Origin of the sequence: Pseudomonas sp. GCM10022186 (assembly GCF_042656385.1) — a bacterium.
In the GTDB taxonomy this organism is placed as follows: domain Bacteria; phylum Pseudomonadota; class Gammaproteobacteria; order Pseudomonadales; family Pseudomonadaceae; genus Metapseudomonas.
Genome location: NZ_JBHSOU010000016.1, coordinates 148601 through 165627 on the forward strand (window position 1 = coordinate 148601; position 17027 = coordinate 165627).

Consider the following 17027-nt stretch of genomic DNA (forward strand, 5'->3'; position numbering starts at 1 on the left):
TCTTCTTGTGCTTGTTATAAGTGGGGCCGAGTGTGGGAAGGGCGAAATATTCCGTCTACTCAATAAATCGCATACAGCGATAGCTTGGGGTTATCGGTTGCCCCGGTAGAGCCGTTGGATGGGCTGCAGAGGTTGATGTATATCCCCAGGGAATACGCCTATGAGGAGTTTTGATTAGACGGTTATCGCTCGGCCTTGAAATAGTGCCCCCATGCCGGACAGCGCCCAGGCCTGCCGGCAACACCGACTACAAGAACGATAAAGAGGTCAGAGCCATGGCTCATCCGAGTGCAGCGCACAGCCTGCCCCCTACACCTGCTTCCACCGACCACGCCGGGACGGCGCGTCCCTCCCGCGTCCGCTGGCGGATCTTCGCCATCATCTTCGCCCTCACGGTGATCAACCTGATCGACCGCGTCTCGCTGTCCATCGCCATGCCTACCATCGGCAAGGAGTTCGACCTCTCGCCGAGCATGCAGGGGCTGATTCTCAGCAGCTTCTTCTGGGCCTATGCCCTGCTGCAGATCCCCGGCGGCTGGCTGATCGACCGCTACGGCCCGCGCCGGGTGATCGGCTGGTCCACCGGCCTCTGGGGCCTGTTCCAGACCCTGGCCGCCTTCGCCACCGGTGGGCTCTCGCTGCTCTTCGCGCGGGTCGCCCTGGGGGCCGCCGAAGCGCCGCTGTTCCCCTCCGGCGGCAAGCTCAACTCCCTCTGGCTGGCGCCCGGCGAGCGCAGCCGCGGCGCCGTGCTGATGGATTGCGGCGGACCGCTGGGCGTCGCCCTGGGCGGCCTGATCATCGCCTACCTGATCGCCGTGCTCGGCTCCTGGCGCATCGCCTTCTTCGTCGCCGGCATCGCCACCCTGGCCATGGCCTGGCTGGCCTGGCGCTACCTGCGGGATGACCCGGCGCTGCACCCGGACGTCAATGCCGCCGAGCTGGAGCGCATCAACGCCGGCCGCAGCAGCTCGGTCGCCCAGGCCGCCCGCCAGCAGGTGAAGGGCCTCGGCATCGCCGCCCGTTCCCTCTCCGGCATGCTGCTGGGCCGCGCCAGCTGGGCCATGGTGTTCTTCGGCCTGCTCACCTGGGGCCCCAGTTACCTGGCCCAGGCCCGCGGCTTCGACATCAAGGGCATAGGCGCCGCCACCTTCATCATCTTCCTTTGCGGTGCGGCGGGTTCGCTCTGCGGCGGCTTCCTCTGCGACGCCCTGATCCGCAAGGGCGTCCGTCGTGGCCTGGCGGCCAAGGGCCTGCTGACGCTCTCCGGCCTGGTGGCGCTGGGCGCCTTCATGCTGCTGCCCACCCTGCACGACGCCTACGCTGCCGTGGCGCTGCTCTGCCTGACCGCCTTCTTCCTCATGTGGGGCAGCCTCTACTGGAGCTTCCCGGCATTGCTGGCGGCGCCGGCGCGGGTCGGCCTGATCGGCGGGGTGATGAACCTGGCCGGCAGCCTGGGCGGCATCCTGGTGCCGATCCTAGTCGGCGTGATCCTCCAGTACTTCGGCGGCTATGCCGGCGTCCTCGGCTTCTTCGCCGGCTGCTCGGCGCTGTTCGTCGTCGGCACCCTGCTCATCGGCCTGGACAACAACGAGGTGAAAGATGCCTGAGCAACGGCTCTACGACGGCCCCATTACCGACGCCCACCATCACTTCTGGGACCCGCAGCGCAACTACCACCCCTGGCTGTCGGCGGAGGCGAACATCCCCTTCCGCTATGGCGACTACAGCGCTATCAAGCGCCGCTATTTCCCGGAGGATTACCTGGCAGACGCCGGCGAGCACCGGGTGGTGGCCACGGTCTATGTGGAAACCGAGTGGGACCCGCGTGATCCCATCGGCGAGACCCGTTTCATCCACCAGGTGGCGGCCCGCTATGGTGCGCCCAACGCGGTGGTGGCCCAGGCCTGGCTGGATGCGCCGGACGCCGCCGAGGTGCTGGCCGCCCAGGCAGACTTCGAGCGGGTGCGCAGCGTGCGCCACAAGCCCGGTGGCCCGGCGCGGCCGGACGAGGTCGGCCAATGCCGCAGCCTGATGAGCGACGAGGGCTGGCGCCGGGGTTATGCGGAGCTCGCCCGCCACGCTCTGCACTTCGATCTGCAGACCCCCTGGTGGAACCTGCCGGAGGCCGAGACCCTGGCGCGGGATTTCCCGGAAACCCTGCTGATCCTCAACCACGCCGGGCTGCCGTCGGACCGCAGCGAAGCGGGCCTGGCCGGCTGGCACGCCGCCATGGCGCGCTTCGCCGAACTGCCCAACGTGGCGGTGAAGATCTCCGGCATCGGCCAGGCCGGCAAGCCCTGGCGTGCCGAGGACAACGCCTGGATAGTGCGCGAGACCATCGCCATGTTCGGTGGCGAGCGGGCCATGTTCGCCAGCAACTTCCCGGTGGATAGCCTCTGCGGCTCCTTCGACGACATCTACGGCGGCTTCAAGCGCATCGTCGCCGACCTGCCATACGCGGCGCAGGAACGATTCTTCTGCAGCAACGCGCAACGCATCTACCGTACCCAGCCCACGGCCTTCCGCCTGCCGCAGGGCGCTACCGACATGAGGACGACCGCATGAGCAACACCCGCCTTCCCCGTATCGCCATGGTCCTGGGCGACCCCGCCGGCATAGGTCCGGAGCTGATCGCCCGGCTGCTGGCCGAACCCGAGGTGCGCCGCCAGGCCCGGGTGCTGCTGATCGCCGACGAGGCGGAGATGCGCAGGGGCATGCAAATCGCCGGCTGCGAGTTTCCCTACCGGCCGGTGACCGCCCCGGACGAGCTGGAATTCACCGACGAGGTCCCGCTGTTCTACAACTTCCGCGGCGCCGCCGAAGGCCCGTTCCCGCGCAGCGAGGCCAGCGTGGTGGGTGGCCGCTACAGCCTGGACACCCTGGAGGTGGCGCTGCGCCTTACCGCCGACGGGGTCACCGACGCCATCCTGTTCGGCCCGCTGAACAAGACCTCGCTGCACATGGCCGGAATGGCTCACAGCGATGAGCTGCACTGGTTCGCCGAGTACCTGGACTTCCACGGCCCCTTCTGCGAGTTCAATGTGCTGGACAACCTCTGGACTTCGCGGGTGACCTCCCACGTGGCCCTGGCCGAGGTGCCGGGCCTGATGAGTCAGCAGCGGGTGGTGGAAGCGATTCGCCTGATCGACACCGCGCTCAAGCGCAGCGGGCTGGAGAAACCGCGCATCGGAGTCTGCGGCCTCAATCCGCACAACGGCGACAACGGCAGCTTCGGCCGCGAGGAGCTGGACATCATCGGTCCCGCCGTGCGCGCGGCGCAGGAGCAGGGCATCGACGCCGACGGGCCCTATCCGGCGGACACCATCTTCCTCAAGGTGCAGGGCGACGCCAGGGCCTTCGACGCGGTGGTGACCATGTACCACGACCAGGGCCAGATCGCGATCAAGCTGATGGGCTTCTCCCGTGGGGTCACCGTGCAGGGTGGCCTGCCCATCCCCATCACCACTCCCGCCCACGGCACCGCATTCGATATCGCGGGGCAGGGCAGGGCCAATGTCGGCGCCACCCGCCAGGCCTTCGAGATCGCTTGCCGCATGGGGCGCAATCGGGCCTGAGGCCCGCGCCACCACTATCTCCTCCCGCTTTTCGATGCCGCGCCACCCTTCCGGGTGAGCGCGGTTTTCGTGCTGCTCCGGTGATCTGTGATCGATAACTCTCGGAAAGATGTCTATCGGATATGTATTTCCTGGGGTTATCACTGACTGAGCACAAGTGATTATTCGCCGGGCGCCGCGCTGGCTAGAGTCGGCCTTGACGAAAGCGCCTGGCGCCTCGTTGGAACAGCTACAAGAAGCCCGCCTTGCTGCCTCGCAAGGCGATCACCGGCTCCAGAAGGACACAACAATGACAACGACGACTTCCCTGCCCGATGTGCTTTCATCGGCCATCGCCAAGAGCCGCTTGCGGCTGCTGCCTTTCCTTATCCTGATGTACGTGCTGGCCTTCATCGATCGGGCCAACGTGGGCTACGCGCGCACCTTCCTGCAGGCCGACACCGGCCTTGGCGATGCCGCCTTCGCCTTCGGTGCGAGCATCTTCTTCATCGGCTACGCCTGCTTCGAGGTGCCGAGCAACCTGATGCTGCACCGCCTCGGCGCCCGCGTCTGGCTGTGCCGGATCATGGTGACCTGGGGCCTGGTGTCGGCGGCCATGATGTTCGCCGACAGTGCCATGGCCTTCTACGTGCTGCGTTTCCTGCTGGGCGTGGCCGAGGCCGGTTTCTTCCCGGGCATCATCCTCTACCTCACCTACTGGTTCCCCGCGCAGAGCCGCGGCCAGGCGCTGGGCCTGTTCTACTTCGGCCTGCCCCTGGCGCTGGTGCTGGGCGGGCCGCTGTCCGGCTGGCTGCTGGAGTTCCATGGCGTGTTCGGCCTGACCAACTGGCAGTGGCTGTTCGTGGTGGAGGGGCTGATGGCCTCGGTGGTGGGTATCGCCGCCTATTTCTACCTGGTGGACCGCCCACGCCATGCCCGCTGGCTCAGCGAGGAAGAGAAGACCGCGCTGGAAGAGAAACTGGCCGAAGAGGACGCACAGAAGCGCGGGCACAGCCCCCACGGCTTCCTCAGTGCCCTGCGCAGCGGCCAGGTGCTGAAGTTCTGCCTGGTCTACTTCACCGTGCAGATGAGCGTGTACGGCGTGGTCTTCTACCTGCCCACCCGCATCGCCAGCTTCCTCGATGGCAACGTCGGCCTGAATGTCGGGCTGCTCACCGCCATCCCCTGGGCCTGCGCCCTGGTGGTGACCCGCCTGGTCACCCGCCATGCCGACCGCACCGGCAAGCACCGCATCCTGGCCGTTTGCATGCTGGCCATGGCCGCCGCCGGCATCGCCGCCTCGGCCCTGAGCCCCAACCTGGCCTTCGCGGTGATCGCCTTCTGCTTCGCCGCCTCCGGCTTCGTCTCGGTGCAGCCGCTGTTCTGGACCATCCCCACCGGCTACCTGAGCGGTGCCGCCGCAGCCAGTGGCATCGCCCTGATCAACTCCCTGGGCAACCTCGGCGGCTTCGTCGCGCCCAACCTGAAGACCCTGATGGAGACCCAGTTCGGTGACCCCCGTGCCGGCATGTTCGCCCTGGCCGTGGTCGCTGTGATCGGCGCCTTGCTGATCCTCCGCCTGAACACCCGAAAAACCGCAGACGAGACGGCGCTCAAGCCGGCCCGCGCGAACTGACATGCAGTGAAAGGAGCTGTGACCATGAAGATCAAATCCATCCGTACCCGCGTATTCGAGTGGAAGGGCAAGGTGGTGCCGCCCCAGGCGCACTTCTGCACCAACGCCACCGACATCCTCTTCGAGCGTGGCGACGCCATGGGCTCGTTCCGCTTCCACGGCTGGCTGGTAGTCGAGGTGGAGACCGACACCGGTATCGTCGGCATCGGCAACTGCGCCCTGGCCCCGCGTGTGGCCAAGGAGATCATCGACCTGTACCTGGCGCCCATCGCCATCGGCGAAGACCCCTTCGACTACGAGTACATCTGGCAGAAGATGTATCGCCGCAGCCACGCCTGGGGCCGCAAGGGCATCGGCATGGCCGCCATCTCGGCGGTGGACCTGGCCATCTGGGACATCATGGGCAAGGCGGTGAACAAGCCGGTGTTCAAGCTGCTGGGCGGCCGCACCAAGGAGAAGATCTGGACCTACGCCTCCAAGCTCTACGCCAACGACAACCTCGACCTGTTCCTGGAAGAGGCCCAGGGCTACCTGAACCAGGGCTTCACCGCGCTGAAGATGCGCTTCGGCTACGGGCCCAAGGATGGCCCGGCGGGCATGCGCAGGAACATCGAGCAGGTTCGCGCGCTGCGTGAGCTGGCCGGCCCGGACGTGGACATCATGCTCGAGTGCTACATGGGCTGGACCCTGGAGTACGCCCGCCGCATGTTGCCGAAACTGGCCGAGTTCGAGCCGCGCTGGCTGGAAGAGCCGGTGATCGCCGACGACATCGAAGGCTACGTGGAGCTGAAGAAGATGGGCATCATGCCGATCTCCGGCGGCGAGCACGAGTTCACCTCCTACGGCTTCAAGGACCTCCTGGAGCGCCGCGCGGTGGACGTGATCCAGTACGACACCAACCGCGTCGGCGGCATCACCGCGGCGCGCAAGATCAACGCCATGGCCGAAGCCTGGTCGGTGCCGGTGATCCCCCACGCCGGGCAGATGCACAACTACCACCTGACCATGGCCAGCACCGCTTCGCCCATGGCCGAGTTCTTCCCGGTGTTCGACGTCGAGGTCGGCAACGAGCTCTTCTACTACGTGTTCAAGGGCGAGCCGCAGCCGGTCGACGGCTATATCCAGCTGGATGACAACCTGCCGGGCCTGGGCCTGGAGATCTCCGACGAGCACCTGAAGGACTTCAACATCATCGAGTGACGGGCTCTCCAGCCCCATGGGCAGCCCTGGGCCAGGTTGTGTCGGCGGTCCCGGGCGCCCGGTTCGCCCCGGCACCTGCTGGGGCTTTTTTCATGTCGGCCAGTTCGTAAGGCGGCATCTTGTAGGAGCGAATTCATTCGCGAAGGGCAGCGCCGCTGCCCCTTGTGATTCCAGGCCGGGCCTGCGGCCAGGATCGCGAGTAAACATCCACGTTCGTAGAACGTGGACTTGCGCTAGCCCCCTGGAAGAGGGCGAATCCTCCCCCTGCACAAGACCGCCCCCTTTCGCCTGGCCTGGACCCTAGGGTGCGCTGCGCGCACCGATTCCGGGATTGAAACCGCCGGTGCGCACGGCGCACCCTACCGCATAGGCTTCATCCTGCTAGCCTGGGTATTCGAATCGTCACAGGCAGAGCCGCTGACTCATGACCACGCCCCAAGGACGTGGTTTCCCAAGTTCAAATGAATTCGCTCCTGCAGGGTTCGCCCCGCTGTCCGGCCCTTGAGTCTCCGGGGCTTAGCCGATATCTTGAGGCGCCTAATCGTTAGTCTGCTACCAAGTCCATCGCCGCAGACATCCCGGACCCTTGATGAGCTCGCAAAGCCCCCTGTCGCCACGCATCGACCAGCCGCTGAAAGGCATTGTCCTGGTCTGCCTGGCCACCTTCCTGTTTTCCAGCCACGACGCGATTTCCAAGTACCTGTCGGCCTTCTATCCCATCGTCATGGTGGTCTGGGTGCGTTACCTGGTGCACACCCTGCTGATGGCAGGCTTCCTGTTGCCGAGGGAGGGCACGCGTGTGCTGCGCACCAGGCGCCCGCTGTTGCAGGTGGCGCGAGCACTCTGCCTGGTCGGGGTGAGCCTGCTGTTCACCACAGGTCTGCGGCATATCCCGTTGGCGGAGGCGACTTCGGTGATCTTCCTGGCGCCCTTGCTGGTCACAGCGCTGTCAGTGCCGCTGCTGAAGGAACGGGTGTCCCGCGCCCAGTGGGCGGCGGTGCTGGTGGGGTTCGGCGGGGTGCTGCTGATCGTGCGGCCGGGCAGTGCGCTGTTCACCCCGGCGATCCTCTTCCCCCTCTCGGCGGCCGTGTGTTTCGCCTTCTACCAGCTGCTGACGCGCATCGTTTCCCGAACCGACAGCTCGGCCACCAGCAATTTCATCACCGGGCTGACCAACACCCTGGTGATGAGCGCCCTGGTGCCGTTCTTCTGGCACCTGCCGGACAGCCTCGGCCACAGCCTGCTGATGCTGGCGCTCGGCACCTGCGGCATGGGCGGGCACATGCTGCTGACCCAGGCCTTCCGCCATGCATCCCCACCCTTGCTGGCGCCCTTCGGCTATGGGCAGATCGTCTTCGCCGGCCTGCTGGGCCTGCTGCTGTTCAAGCATGCGCCGGACCAGGTCGGGCTGCTGGGCATCGCCATCATCGTCGGCAGCGGGCTGTTCATGGCCTATGCGCAGAAGCGCTGAGGCGTGTGCTGGGCACGGTTGTAGGGTGGACATCGTTTTTCATGTCCACCGGCGAGGTCAGGGGCCGCTCCGGTGGTGGATAGAAAAAGCTCTATCCCCCTACGATCAGTGCGAAGGACGGACCTCAGCCCACGACTAGGCGCTTTCGATCTCTCGCGAATCCACATAGTCCTTCAGCCACCTCAACACCTGTACCGGCTCCCAGCGGGCCGGGTCGAACAGGGCGTAGGCCTGGCCCTGATAGCCCACCACATCGAGCTGCCGGTGATAGCCGGCGCGCTGGAACAGTGCCTCGATTTCCGCCAGGCAGGTGTTGAAGTGCAGGCGGCCGAAGGGCGTCTTGCCGTCGGTGACCAGGCCTTCCAGGCGCAGTTCTTCCACGGCTTCGCGTATCTCTTCCGGCGCCATGCGGCTCACGGTGTATTTCAACTGGCGTACATCCAGCATCTCTGGGGCCTCGCGTGGAATCAGTGCAGCCGCCGGCTGGCGTGCAGGGGTTGTACCTGGCCGCGGGGCGGGAAGGGCAGCGGTAGCTGGTAAGGCAATGGGATGTTCGATGGAGCAGGTTGATCTGGGATTGGCAATCGGATCGGGGCTGATACAGGCATAGGACTTTTCCTGAATTACTGTATATTTATACAGATAGCAGTTGCCGCGGTCTGATGGCAACCAAACCAAAGGAAAAATCTGTTGTCAGTCATTTCCCACTGACGCAGTACCGGAAAGAAAGAAGCCTGATGATTCGCTCTATCCTGCTGTTTTGCCTACTGTTTTCCGCCGCAACAGAAGCCGCCGCTCCCCGTACTTTCAACGAGGCCAAGAAGGTCGCCTGGAAGCTCTATGCCACCCACCCGGTGGAGTTCTATTGCGGCTGCCGCTACGAAGGCAATCGGGTGGACCTGAAGAGCTGCGGCTACGTGCCGCGGAAGGCCCCGCAGAGGGCCAGGCGCATCGAGTGGGAGCACATAGTGCCGGCCTGGGTGATCGGCCATCAGCGCCAGTGCTGGCAGAACGGCGGCCGCAAGAACTGCGCCGAGAACGATCCCACCTACCGGCGCGCCGAGGCCGACCTGCACAACCTGGTGCCGAGCATCGGCGAGGTGAATGGCGACCGCAGCAACTACAGTTTCGCCTGGCTGCCGCAGAAACCCGGCCAATATGGCGCCTGCCCCATGGTGGTGGACTTCAAGGCACGCAAGGCGATGCCGCGCCAGCAGATCCGCGGGATGATCGCCCGTACCTACTTCTACATGAGCGACCGCTACGACCTGCGCCTGTCCAGCCAGGACCGCAAGCTCTACAACGCCTGGAACCGCCAGTATCCGGTGGAAGCCTGGGAGCGCAACCGCAACCAGCGGGTGGCCTGCGTGATGGGCTATGGCAATCCGTTCGTGGGCAAGGTGGATATGGGTGCTTGCCGGCGCTAGGACACGCTGCGGGCAACCCGGCGGACCGCTTTCTCCCCTCTCCCTCTGGGAGAGGGTGGGCAGACCTGCGGCCTGCTTGGCGAATGAATTCGCCTCTACACGTTATCGATTGCCCACCAGCTGGGTAGCAGCCGCTGCACGTCCGGCCGGGCGAAGCGGTCGTCGATCAGGTGCACCACGCCCCGGTCCTCGGTCGTGCGGATGACCCGACCGGCCGCTTGCACCACCTTCTGCAGGCCGGGATAGAGATAGGCGTAGTCGTAGCCGGCTCCGAAGAGTTCGGCCATGCGCTGCTTGAGCTGTTCGTTCACCGGATTCAGTTGTGGCAGGCCGAGGGTGGCGATGAAGGCGCCGATCAGGCGTTCGCCCGGCAAGTCGATGCCTTCGCCGAAGGCCCCGCCGAGCACGACGAAGCCTATTCCCCTGCCGCCGGCTTCGAAGCGCTGGATGAAGGCCTGGCGCTCGGCTTCATCCATCTGTCGCGCCTGCAGCCAGATGGGCACCTGCGGGTGCTCGCGGGCGAACAGGCCGGCGACTTGCTGCAGGTAGTCGTAGCTGCTGAAGAACGCCAGGTAGTTGCCCGGGCGCTCCGCGAATTGCCGGGATATCAGCCGGGCTATGGGCGCCACCGACGCGGCGCGGTGCTGGTAGCGGGTGGACAGGTTGGCGGCCACGCGGACCTGCAGCTGCTCCGCACGAAAGGGCGAGTCCACCTCCAGCCAGGGCGTGTTGCGTGCCAGCCCCAGCAGGTCGCTGTAGTAGTGGCGCGGATCGAGGGTGGCGGAGAACAGCACGGTGGAGCGGCTGGCCGCGAAGCGCGGGCCCAGGAAGGGGGCCGGTACCAGGTTGCGCAGACACAGGCGTGACAGGCTGCGGCCGCCCTTGCCGGGGCGCTTGCTCAGGTCGAACAGCGAATGGCTGTCGAACTGCTCGGCCATGCGGCCGAACTGCATGGCTTCGAAGTAGAAGTCCTGAAGGGCGCTGTCGAGGGCCGTGGGGTTGTCGCTCAGGTAGTCGGTGATGGCGGTGACCGCACCCTGCAGGGCATTGAGCAGCTTGTCTGGCGGTGCGTCGTAGGCGCGGTACTCCTCGGCCTGCTCCCGGTTCAGCTCGCTCCAGAGACGGCCGACCCGCTCGAGGGACTTTTTCAGCACGGCAGGGGCCGTCTTGCGCAAGATCTTGAGGTCCAGCTGATCGAGTTCGGCCGAGTACATCTTGCGCGCCCGCTCCACCAGGTTGTGGGCTTCGTCCACCAGCACAGCGATGCGCCACTGGTTGGCGCTGGTCAGGCCGTGGAGCAGGGCGCTGGAGTCGAAGTAGTAGTTGTAGTCGCCGACCACCACGTCACTCCAACGTGCCATTTCCTGGGCCAGGTAATAGGGGCAGACCTGGTGGCCGAGGGCTATTTCTCGCACGCTGTCGCGGTCCAGCCAGTGTCGCTCCGCCGCCGCCTGGCGGGCTTCCGGCAGGCGGTCATAGAAGCCTGCGGCCAAGGGACAGGACTCGCCGTGGCAGGCGTTGCCCGGGTATTCGCAGGCCTTGTCGCGGGCCACCAGTTCCAGCACGCGCAAGGGCCGGGAGAGAAGCTGCTCCAGGGCATCCAGGGCCAACTGGCGGCCCGGGGTCTTGGCGGCGAGGAAGAAGATCTTGTCCAGCGACTGGCGTGGCACGGCCTTGAGCAAGGGGAAGAGTGTGCCCAGGGTCTTGCCGATGCCGGTGGGTGCCTGGGCCATGAGGCAACAGCCGGTGCTGGCCGCCTTGTACACCGCCTCGGCGAGCTGGCGCTGGCCATGGCGGAAGGCGCCATGGGGAAATGCCAGGGCTTCCAGGCCCATGTCCCGGGCCCGGGTATGCGCCAGCTCCTGCTCGGCCCAGGCAAGGAAACGCCGGCACTGTTCCTCGAAGAACCGTCGCAGGTCTTCGGCGCGATGGCGTTCGGTAAGCAGGGTTTCCTTCTGGCTGCCGACATCGAAGTACACCAGCGCCAGTTCGATCTCGGTGAGCTCCTGTTGCTGGCAGAGCAGCCAGCCATAAACCTTCACCTGGGCCCAGTGCAGTTGCCGGTGGTTGTCCGGCATTCGCTGCAGGTCGCCGCGATAGGTCTTCACTTCTTCCAGGCGGTTGCGCGCCGGATCGTAGCCATCGGCGCGGCCGCGCACGCGCAGGGGGCCGAACTCGCCGCTCAGGGCCAGTTCGGCCTGGTAGCCCTCGCCGCGGCGGCTGGCTACCAGGGCGTGTCCGGCGATGCCTTCCTGGGCGGTGGGGGCAGGGGTGAAGCGCAGGTCGAGGTCGCCACACTTGGCGGTGAACTCGCACAGGGCGCGCACGGCGACGTTGTAGGTCATCTCAGGTGTCCGCCCACTGCACGTAGCAGACTTCCACGGGAATCTCGTGCCGGGCGCAGAACTCCAGCCAGCGCAACTGGTTGTCCTGCAGGCGGTCGCCGGGACCCTTCACTTCGATCAACCGGTAGCGGCGCTCCTCGGGCCAGAGCTGGATCAGGTCAGGCAACCCGGCGCGGTTGGCCTTGATATCGGCCAGGATGCGCTGGAAGCAGGCCTTGAGCTGGGCGGCCGGCAGGCAGGCGAGGGCCTGTTCCAGCAACTCCTCGTCCAGGTTGCCCCAGTAGACGAAGGGCGACAGCAGGCCGTGCTTGGCGGCGTAGGTGTGGCGGATGCTGGCCTGGTACTCGCCGCTGTCCAGTTGCGCCAGGCAGGCGTCGAACAGGGTCGCGCGTCGCGCATGGAAGTCCGGGCTGAGCAGGTCTGCCGGGCCGTTGTGGAAGGGGTGGAAGAATGCGCCGGGCAGGGCTGCGAAGATGGCGTCCCAGCAGAGCAGGCCGAACAGCGAGTTGAGCAGGGTGTTCTCCACGTAGTGCACCGGCGCACCTTCTTCATGGAAGTGCAGCAGCACGGCGTGTTCCACCGACAGCGGTTCCGGCGGTTGAGGCAGGACCAGGTCGATGCGCCGTACCGGCGCGCTCTCGGCCGGCGGCGCCTTGGGCAGGCCCAGCTTGCGCCGCAGGCGAGGCAGGATGCGCGCCAGGTGCTGGTCCTCTTCTTCGCTCTCGGGGGCGGCGCAGGCTTGCTGCGCCAGGCCGAAGGCGTCGTCGCAGGCGCCCAGCCGCTCCAGCACGCGGATGCGCCTTACCCGGGCACCGGGGTAGTCGCAGAGGCCGTACAGGCCAAGCGCCGCCTCCAGCAGATCGCCACGTTCACAGTGCTGGCCGACCTGGAACAGCAGCTTGCGTCGCCGTGCGTCCAGCCAGGGGTTGGGATGGGGCTCCAGGGGCAGCGCCGGCAGCAGTTCGTCCAGCGCTTCGCCGGCGTCGAAGCGTTGGCGCCAGTGGTGCAGGCGCAGGTAGTAGTCCAGGTCGCTGCGCTCGCGGAAGCCCCGCGCCGCAGCATCGATCGCCACCTTCTCGTACTGGTAGATGCCGAGGTCGGCGAGGACGAACTCGGACCAATCCTGATAGAGGTTGCCGAAGAACATCAGCCGCAGCCGGTCGCAGATGTCCATCAGGCCGAGGGCGTAGACGCAATCGCTACTGGCCGGGTACCAGCCGGCGAAGGTGCGTGGCTCACCATGGTCGGCGAGCAATGCCTCCAGGCGCTCCGCCTTGCGCCCGGGCGCCTTGCCGAAGCAGGCATCGACTTCGCCCAGGGGGAGCAGGCCGAAGAGCTGCGCCAGGTCCAGTACGGGCGCCGCATCGACCCAGCCGAGTTCCACCAGCGGCGCCGCCGCATCCCGTGTGTCGCCGATCTCGGCATAGTTCAGCTTGCTGGCGCGAAACAGCGTGCCCTTGCGCATCACCATCCGCACCAGCAGCGCCTGGGAGGCGCGGGGCAGGGCGCGGAAGCCGTCGATGAAGGCAGCTTCCTCATCATCCAGCAGATCGCGGTAACGCTCGCTGATCCAGTCCAGCAGGGTGTGGAAGTTGTTCAGGTAGTAGAAAGGATCGTCGAGGGCGGCGGGCATTGGGAGGAAAGAGGCCGGGCTTTTACTGTGGATTTATACAGATATCAGGCCCGGCCGGGGCGCGGCAAATGGATTTCGATCAGTGGGACGTCAGGCCGTGGCCGCCAGCACCTGGGCGCGCAGCCAGGCCAGGGCCGGGTCGCCGGTGCTGCGCTGGTGCCAGGCCAGGTCGAAGGAAAAGCCTGGCAACTCGAATGGTGGCGGCACTATCGCCAGCCCGTCGTGCTCGATGTCGCGCAGGACGCGAGTGGCGACGGTGAGAATAAGGTCGGTGCCGGCGATCAACTGCGGGGCCACACTCCAGTGCGGCAGGCGCACGGCGATGCGGCGCCGTTCTCGGATGCGGGTTAACGCGCGTTCGATCTCGGCGGCACCGCCGCCGCGCGTTTCTACCAGCACATGGGGGCGGGCGAGGTAGGTGGCGAGGTCGAGATCGCCAGTCGCCGGCAGGCTGGAGCGGTCCAGCAGGCAGGTGAAGTCTTCTTCGAAAAGGCAGGTGCTGCGCAGGCTTTCTGGCAGTTCGGGGAAGACCCCGGCAGCAAGGTCGATCTCGCCATTCTGCAATTGGTCCAGCATGGCTTCGCGGCTGCCCTGGCTGATTGCCAAGTCGATGCCCGGGGCTTCGTGCCGCAGCATGCGGGTCAGGCTCGGGAGCAGGCAGGCGGCGCCGTAGTCGGACATGGCCAGGCGGAAACTGCGCTGGGTGCTGGTGGGGTCGAATCCCGTCGGTGCCAGCAGGGCCTGAATTCGCGCCAGGGTCTCGACCAGCGGGCGTTGCAGTTCCAGGGCACGTGGCGTTGGCACCAGGCTACCGCCGCTGCGCACCAGCAAGGGGTCGCCGAGCAGGTCGCGAAGCCTGCCGAGGGCATGGCTGACCGCCGGCTGGCTGAGGTGAAGGCGCTCGGCGGCGCGGGTGACATGCTGCTCGGCCAGCAGGGCGTCGAGGATCACCAGCAGGTTGAGGTCGATGCGGCGAAGATCATTCATATGCTGCATGTTCTGCAGAAGAAAACAGAATTTAAATCTGTTCGATGAATTGCATAGAGTCCAGGGAAAGTTGTTCGGAGGACCTGCCATGCCATCGATCCAATCCCTGCTTCTGTTGCTGTTGGCCCTTGGTGCTGGGGCCGTGGTGCCCTTGCAGGCCGGTGCCAACGCGCTGCTGGGGCGCGGCCTCGGTCATCCGCTCTGGGCAACGCTGGTGTCGCTGCTGCTGAGCATTGCCGTGTTGCTGCCCTTGTTGCTGGCCTTGCGGGTGCCGCTGCCGTCGTTCGCCTTGGCCGCCAAGGCTCCGCTCTGGGCCTGGACTGGTGGCGTCTATGGCGTGTGCTTCGTTTCCCTGGCACTGATCCTGGCGCCGAAACTGGGCGTGAGCGGCTTCGTCGCCGCGGCGGTGGCGGGGCAGATGCTGGCCGCCCTGGCGCTCGATCATTTCGGCCTGATGGGCCTGCCGGAGCGCTCGCTGAATCCGGGCAAGCTGTTGGGGGCGGCGTTGCTGGTGCTGGGGGTGGTGGTGATCCAGGCGTTCAGTACCCAGGCGGCGCCGGTTCTGGAGCGTGCAGGCGGTTAGCCGGCGGCGCGCAGTTCGCAGCCCGGTGTTTTGCTGAGGAGAGCTGGTCCCGGATGGCCGGACCGCTCATGCGTTGGTCGCCATGGCGCATACATCTCGAAAATCCTCTTCCGGTCGGAAAATGGCGTCGATTCTGCGGGCTCTGTGAGCTTCGCGGAATTACTTGATTTGTCGCCCCTGAAGCTAAAAAAACTATACCCAAAGCCTTCTGCCATGCGGGCCCCGCGCTTAGGGCGCGGGCAGCTTTTTCCTAGCCAGCGACTACAAAAATCATAATTTCGCTAATCCCTCGCTCTGAACAGAATGCGGCCAACCCCAACAGATAGCCGCAACTGCAGAACAACAAAGATCAGAGTCAGAGGAGGCAAGCCATGACCGACCTGAATCAACCCGCCTTGCAGAACTGCACGGGCGCGACAGCTGGAAAAACGGAGATAGATACGCTGATTGTCGGTGCCGGTCAGGCCGGCGTGGCCATGAGCGAGCACCTGAGCAAACTCGGCGTGCCCCATCTCGTTCTGGAGCGCAATCGCATCGCCGAAGGCTGGCGCACCGGCCGCTGGGATTCGCTGGTTGCCAATGGCCCGGCCTGGCACGATCGCTTCCCGGGACTGGAGTTCGACGGTCTCGATCCCGACGCCTTCGCCTCGAAGGACCAGGTCGCGGCCTATTTCGAAGCCTATGCCAAGAAGTTCAATGCGCCCATCCGCACCGGTGTGGAAGTGCGGAAGGTGGTACGCAATGCCGACCGGCCGGGTTTCACCATCGAAACCTCCGAGGGCGTGATCGAGGCCAATCGCGTGGTTTCCGCCACCGGCCCTTTCCAGCGCCCGGTCATTCCACCGATCGCGCCCAAGGACGAGAAGCTCACGCAGATCCACTCTGCCCAGTATCGCAACCCGGAACAGCTGCCCGAGGGGGCTGTGCTGGTAGTCGGTGCCGGGTCATCGGGGGTGCAGATCGCCGATGAACTGCAGCGTGCCGGCAAGAAGGTCTACCTCTCCGTCGGCCCGCACGATCGTCCTCCGCGCGCCTATCGCAATCGTGACTTCTGCTGGTGGCTGGGGGTGCTCGGCCTGTGGGACGCGGAAGCAGCCCAGCCGGGCAAGGAGCACGTCACCATTGCCGTGAGCGGTGCCCGTGGCGGGCATACCGTCGACTTCCGGGGGCTTGCCCATCAGGGGATCACGCTGGTCGGTCTGACGAAATCCTTCAATGACGGTGTGGTGGCCTTCCAATCGGATCTCGCCGACAACCTGGCCCGCGGCGATGAGAACTATCTGGCGCTGCTGGACGCGGCAGACGCCTACATCGCCCGCAATCGCCTGGACCTTCCGGAAGAACCTGAAGCCCGCTTCTTCCTCCCGGAGCCGGAGTGCGTGACCCATCCCATTCTCGAGCTCGACCTGGCCAAGGCCGGCGTTACCTCGATCGTCTGGGCGACCGGCTATGCCGTCGATTTCAGCTGGCTGAAGGTCAACGCCTTCGATGCGAACGGCAAGCCGCAGCATCAACGCGGGGTCTCGAGCGAGCCCGGTGTCTATTTCCTCGGCCTGCCGTGGCTGTCGCGTCGTGGCTCCACCTTCATCTGGGGCGTTTGGCACGACGCCAAGCACATTGCCGACCATATCGCCACGCAGCGCAAGTACCTCGCCTATCGCGATGCCGCGCAGCGCCAGGCGGTCGAGTGATCGAACGAGCAGCCCCGATACCCACGTTCAAACAGTCAGATCATAGGAAGCAAGTCGATGCCTACCCATACCCGCATCCGCATGTTCAATACCAAGGATACCTATCCGAACCAGACGCTGGACAACGACCTGTGCCAGGCCGTCCGCGCCGGCAACACCGTCTATGTGCGCGGCCAGGTGGGCACCGATTTCGAGGGGCGCCTGGTGGGCCTTGGCGATCCGCGTGCCCAGGCCGAGCAGGCGATGAAGAACGTCAAGCAACTGCTGGAAGAGGCGGGCAGCGACCTGTCCCACATCGTCAAGACCACCACCTACCTGATCGACCCGCGCTATCGCGAGCCGGTCTATCAGGAGGTAGGCAAGTGGTTGAAGGGGGTGTTCCCCATCTCCACCGGGCTGGTGGTGTCGGCCCTGGGCCAGCCCCAGTGGCTGATGGAAATCGACGTGATCGCGGTGATCCCGGACGACTGGCAGCCGGCCAAGGCATAAGGAGTAGCAGC

14 protein-coding genes are annotated in these 17027 nt (G+C 65.8%); 10 read left to right on the plus strand and 4 right to left on the minus strand.

What is annotated here, in order from left to right:
* The first annotated feature begins 275 nt into the window (after positions 1-275).
* The 6 genes from ACFPU0_RS09445 (at position 276) to ACFPU0_RS09470 (ending at position 7861) form a co-directional block, all read left to right on the plus strand.
* On the plus strand, positions 276-1607 hold the full coding sequence (locus ACFPU0_RS09445; protein ID WP_377692668.1) for an MFS transporter: 1332 nt from the start codon (positions 276-278) through the stop codon (positions 1605-1607).
* Positions 1600-2565 carry an amidohydrolase family protein gene (locus tag ACFPU0_RS09450; protein ID WP_377692669.1) on the plus strand — a complete coding sequence of 322 codons (966 nt, stop codon included), beginning with the start codon at positions 1600-1602 and terminating at the stop codon, positions 2563-2565. The genes ACFPU0_RS09445 and ACFPU0_RS09450 overlap by 8 nt, the downstream gene beginning before the upstream one ends.
* Entirely contained in the window at positions 2562-3575 is a 1014-nt protein-coding gene (locus ACFPU0_RS09455) for a 4-hydroxythreonine-4-phosphate dehydrogenase PdxA (RefSeq protein WP_377692670.1), read from the plus strand. Before ACFPU0_RS09450 ends, ACFPU0_RS09455 begins: the two co-directional genes overlap by 4 nt.
* A gap of 289 nt (positions 3576-3864) precedes the next feature.
* Positions 3865-5190, plus strand: coding sequence for an MFS transporter (locus ACFPU0_RS09460; RefSeq protein WP_377692671.1), 1326 nt, complete (start codon positions 3865-3867; stop codon positions 5188-5190).
* A 24-nt stretch (positions 5191-5214) separates the two neighbouring features.
* Entirely contained in the window at positions 5215-6390 is a 1176-nt protein-coding gene (locus ACFPU0_RS09465) for an L-lyxonate dehydratase (RefSeq protein WP_377692672.1), read from the plus strand.
* A gap of 589 nt (positions 6391-6979) precedes the next feature.
* Entirely contained in the window at positions 6980-7861 is an 882-nt protein-coding gene (locus ACFPU0_RS09470; protein ID WP_377692674.1) for a DMT family transporter, read from the plus strand.
* A 135-nt stretch (positions 7862-7996) separates the two neighbouring features.
* Here ACFPU0_RS09470 and ACFPU0_RS09475 read toward each other — a convergent pair whose 3' ends face one another.
* Positions 7997-8308: a transcriptional regulator gene (locus ACFPU0_RS09475; RefSeq protein WP_377692675.1), complete on the minus strand. Its 312-nt coding sequence runs from the start codon at positions 8306-8308 to the stop codon at positions 7997-7999.
* A gap of 290 nt (positions 8309-8598) precedes the next feature.
* Here ACFPU0_RS09475 and ACFPU0_RS09480 point away from each other — a divergent pair, with 290 nt between their 5' ends.
* On the plus strand, positions 8599-9288 hold the full coding sequence (locus ACFPU0_RS09480; protein WP_377692676.1) for an endonuclease: 690 nt from the start codon (positions 8599-8601) through the stop codon (positions 9286-9288).
* A gap of 95 nt (positions 9289-9383) precedes the next feature.
* Here the strand turns inward: ACFPU0_RS09480 and ACFPU0_RS09485 are convergent, their stop codons facing one another.
* From ACFPU0_RS09485 to ACFPU0_RS09495, 3 genes are all read right to left on the minus strand, one after another.
* Entirely contained in the window at positions 9384-11633 is a 2250-nt protein-coding gene (locus ACFPU0_RS09485; protein ID WP_377692677.1) for an ATP-dependent DNA helicase, read from the minus strand.
* 1 nt (position 11634) lies between these two features.
* Positions 11635-13266: a VRR-NUC domain-containing protein gene (locus ACFPU0_RS09490; protein ID WP_377692678.1), complete on the minus strand. Its 1632-nt coding sequence runs from the start codon at positions 13264-13266 to the stop codon at positions 11635-11637.
* Positions 13267-13356: 90 nt separating this feature from the next.
* Positions 13357-14262: a LysR family transcriptional regulator gene (locus ACFPU0_RS09495; RefSeq protein WP_377692679.1), complete on the minus strand. Its 906-nt coding sequence runs from the start codon at positions 14260-14262 to the stop codon at positions 13357-13359.
* A 79-nt stretch (positions 14263-14341) separates the two neighbouring features.
* Here ACFPU0_RS09495 and ACFPU0_RS09500 point away from each other — a divergent pair, with 79 nt between their 5' ends.
* The 3 genes from ACFPU0_RS09500 (at position 14342) to ACFPU0_RS09510 (ending at position 17016) form a co-directional block, all read left to right on the plus strand.
* Positions 14342-14836 (plus strand): DMT family transporter, encoded by a 495-nt coding sequence (locus tag ACFPU0_RS09500; RefSeq protein ID WP_377692680.1) that lies wholly within the window; start codon positions 14342-14344, stop codon positions 14834-14836.
* 371 nt (positions 14837-15207) lie between these two features.
* Positions 15208-16527 carry a flavin-containing monooxygenase gene (locus ACFPU0_RS09505; protein WP_377692681.1) on the plus strand — a complete coding sequence of 440 codons (1320 nt, stop codon included), beginning with the start codon at positions 15208-15210 and terminating at the stop codon, positions 16525-16527.
* A 57-nt stretch (positions 16528-16584) separates the two neighbouring features.
* Entirely contained in the window at positions 16585-17016 is a 432-nt protein-coding gene (locus tag ACFPU0_RS09510) for a RidA family protein (protein WP_377692682.1), read from the plus strand.
* Positions 17017-17027 lie beyond the last annotated feature (11 nt).

Coding starts and splice junctions, on each gene's coding strand:
- ACFPU0_RS09445 (WP_377692668.1), top strand. CDS start 276: ATGGCTCATCCGAGTGCAGCGCACAGCCTGCCCCCTACACCTGCTTCC.
- ACFPU0_RS09450 (WP_377692669.1), top strand. CDS start 1,600: ATGCCTGAGCAACGGCTCTACGACGGCCCCATTACCGACGCCCACCAT.
- ACFPU0_RS09455 (WP_377692670.1), top strand. CDS start 2,562: ATGAGCAACACCCGCCTTCCCCGTATCGCCATGGTCCTGGGCGACCCC.
- ACFPU0_RS09460 (WP_377692671.1), top strand. CDS start 3,865: ATGACAACGACGACTTCCCTGCCCGATGTGCTTTCATCGGCCATCGCC.
- ACFPU0_RS09465 (WP_377692672.1), top strand. CDS start 5,215: ATGAAGATCAAATCCATCCGTACCCGCGTATTCGAGTGGAAGGGCAAG.
- ACFPU0_RS09470 (WP_377692674.1), top strand. CDS start 6,980: ATGAGCTCGCAAAGCCCCCTGTCGCCACGCATCGACCAGCCGCTGAAA.
- ACFPU0_RS09475 (WP_377692675.1), bottom strand. CDS start 8,308: ATGCTGGATGTACGCCAGTTGAAATACACCGTGAGCCGCATGGCGCCG.
- ACFPU0_RS09480 (WP_377692676.1), top strand. CDS start 8,599: ATGATTCGCTCTATCCTGCTGTTTTGCCTACTGTTTTCCGCCGCAACA.
- ACFPU0_RS09485 (WP_377692677.1), bottom strand. CDS start 11,633: ATGACCTACAACGTCGCCGTGCGCGCCCTGTGCGAGTTCACCGCCAAG.
- ACFPU0_RS09490 (WP_377692678.1), bottom strand. CDS start 13,266: ATGCCCGCCGCCCTCGACGATCCTTTCTACTACCTGAACAACTTCCAC.
- ACFPU0_RS09495 (WP_377692679.1), bottom strand. CDS start 14,262: ATGCAGCATATGAATGATCTTCGCCGCATCGACCTCAACCTGCTGGTG.
- ACFPU0_RS09500 (WP_377692680.1), top strand. CDS start 14,342: ATGCCATCGATCCAATCCCTGCTTCTGTTGCTGTTGGCCCTTGGTGCT.
- ACFPU0_RS09505 (WP_377692681.1), top strand. CDS start 15,208: ATGACCGACCTGAATCAACCCGCCTTGCAGAACTGCACGGGCGCGACA.
- ACFPU0_RS09510 (WP_377692682.1), top strand. CDS start 16,585: ATGCCTACCCATACCCGCATCCGCATGTTCAATACCAAGGATACCTAT.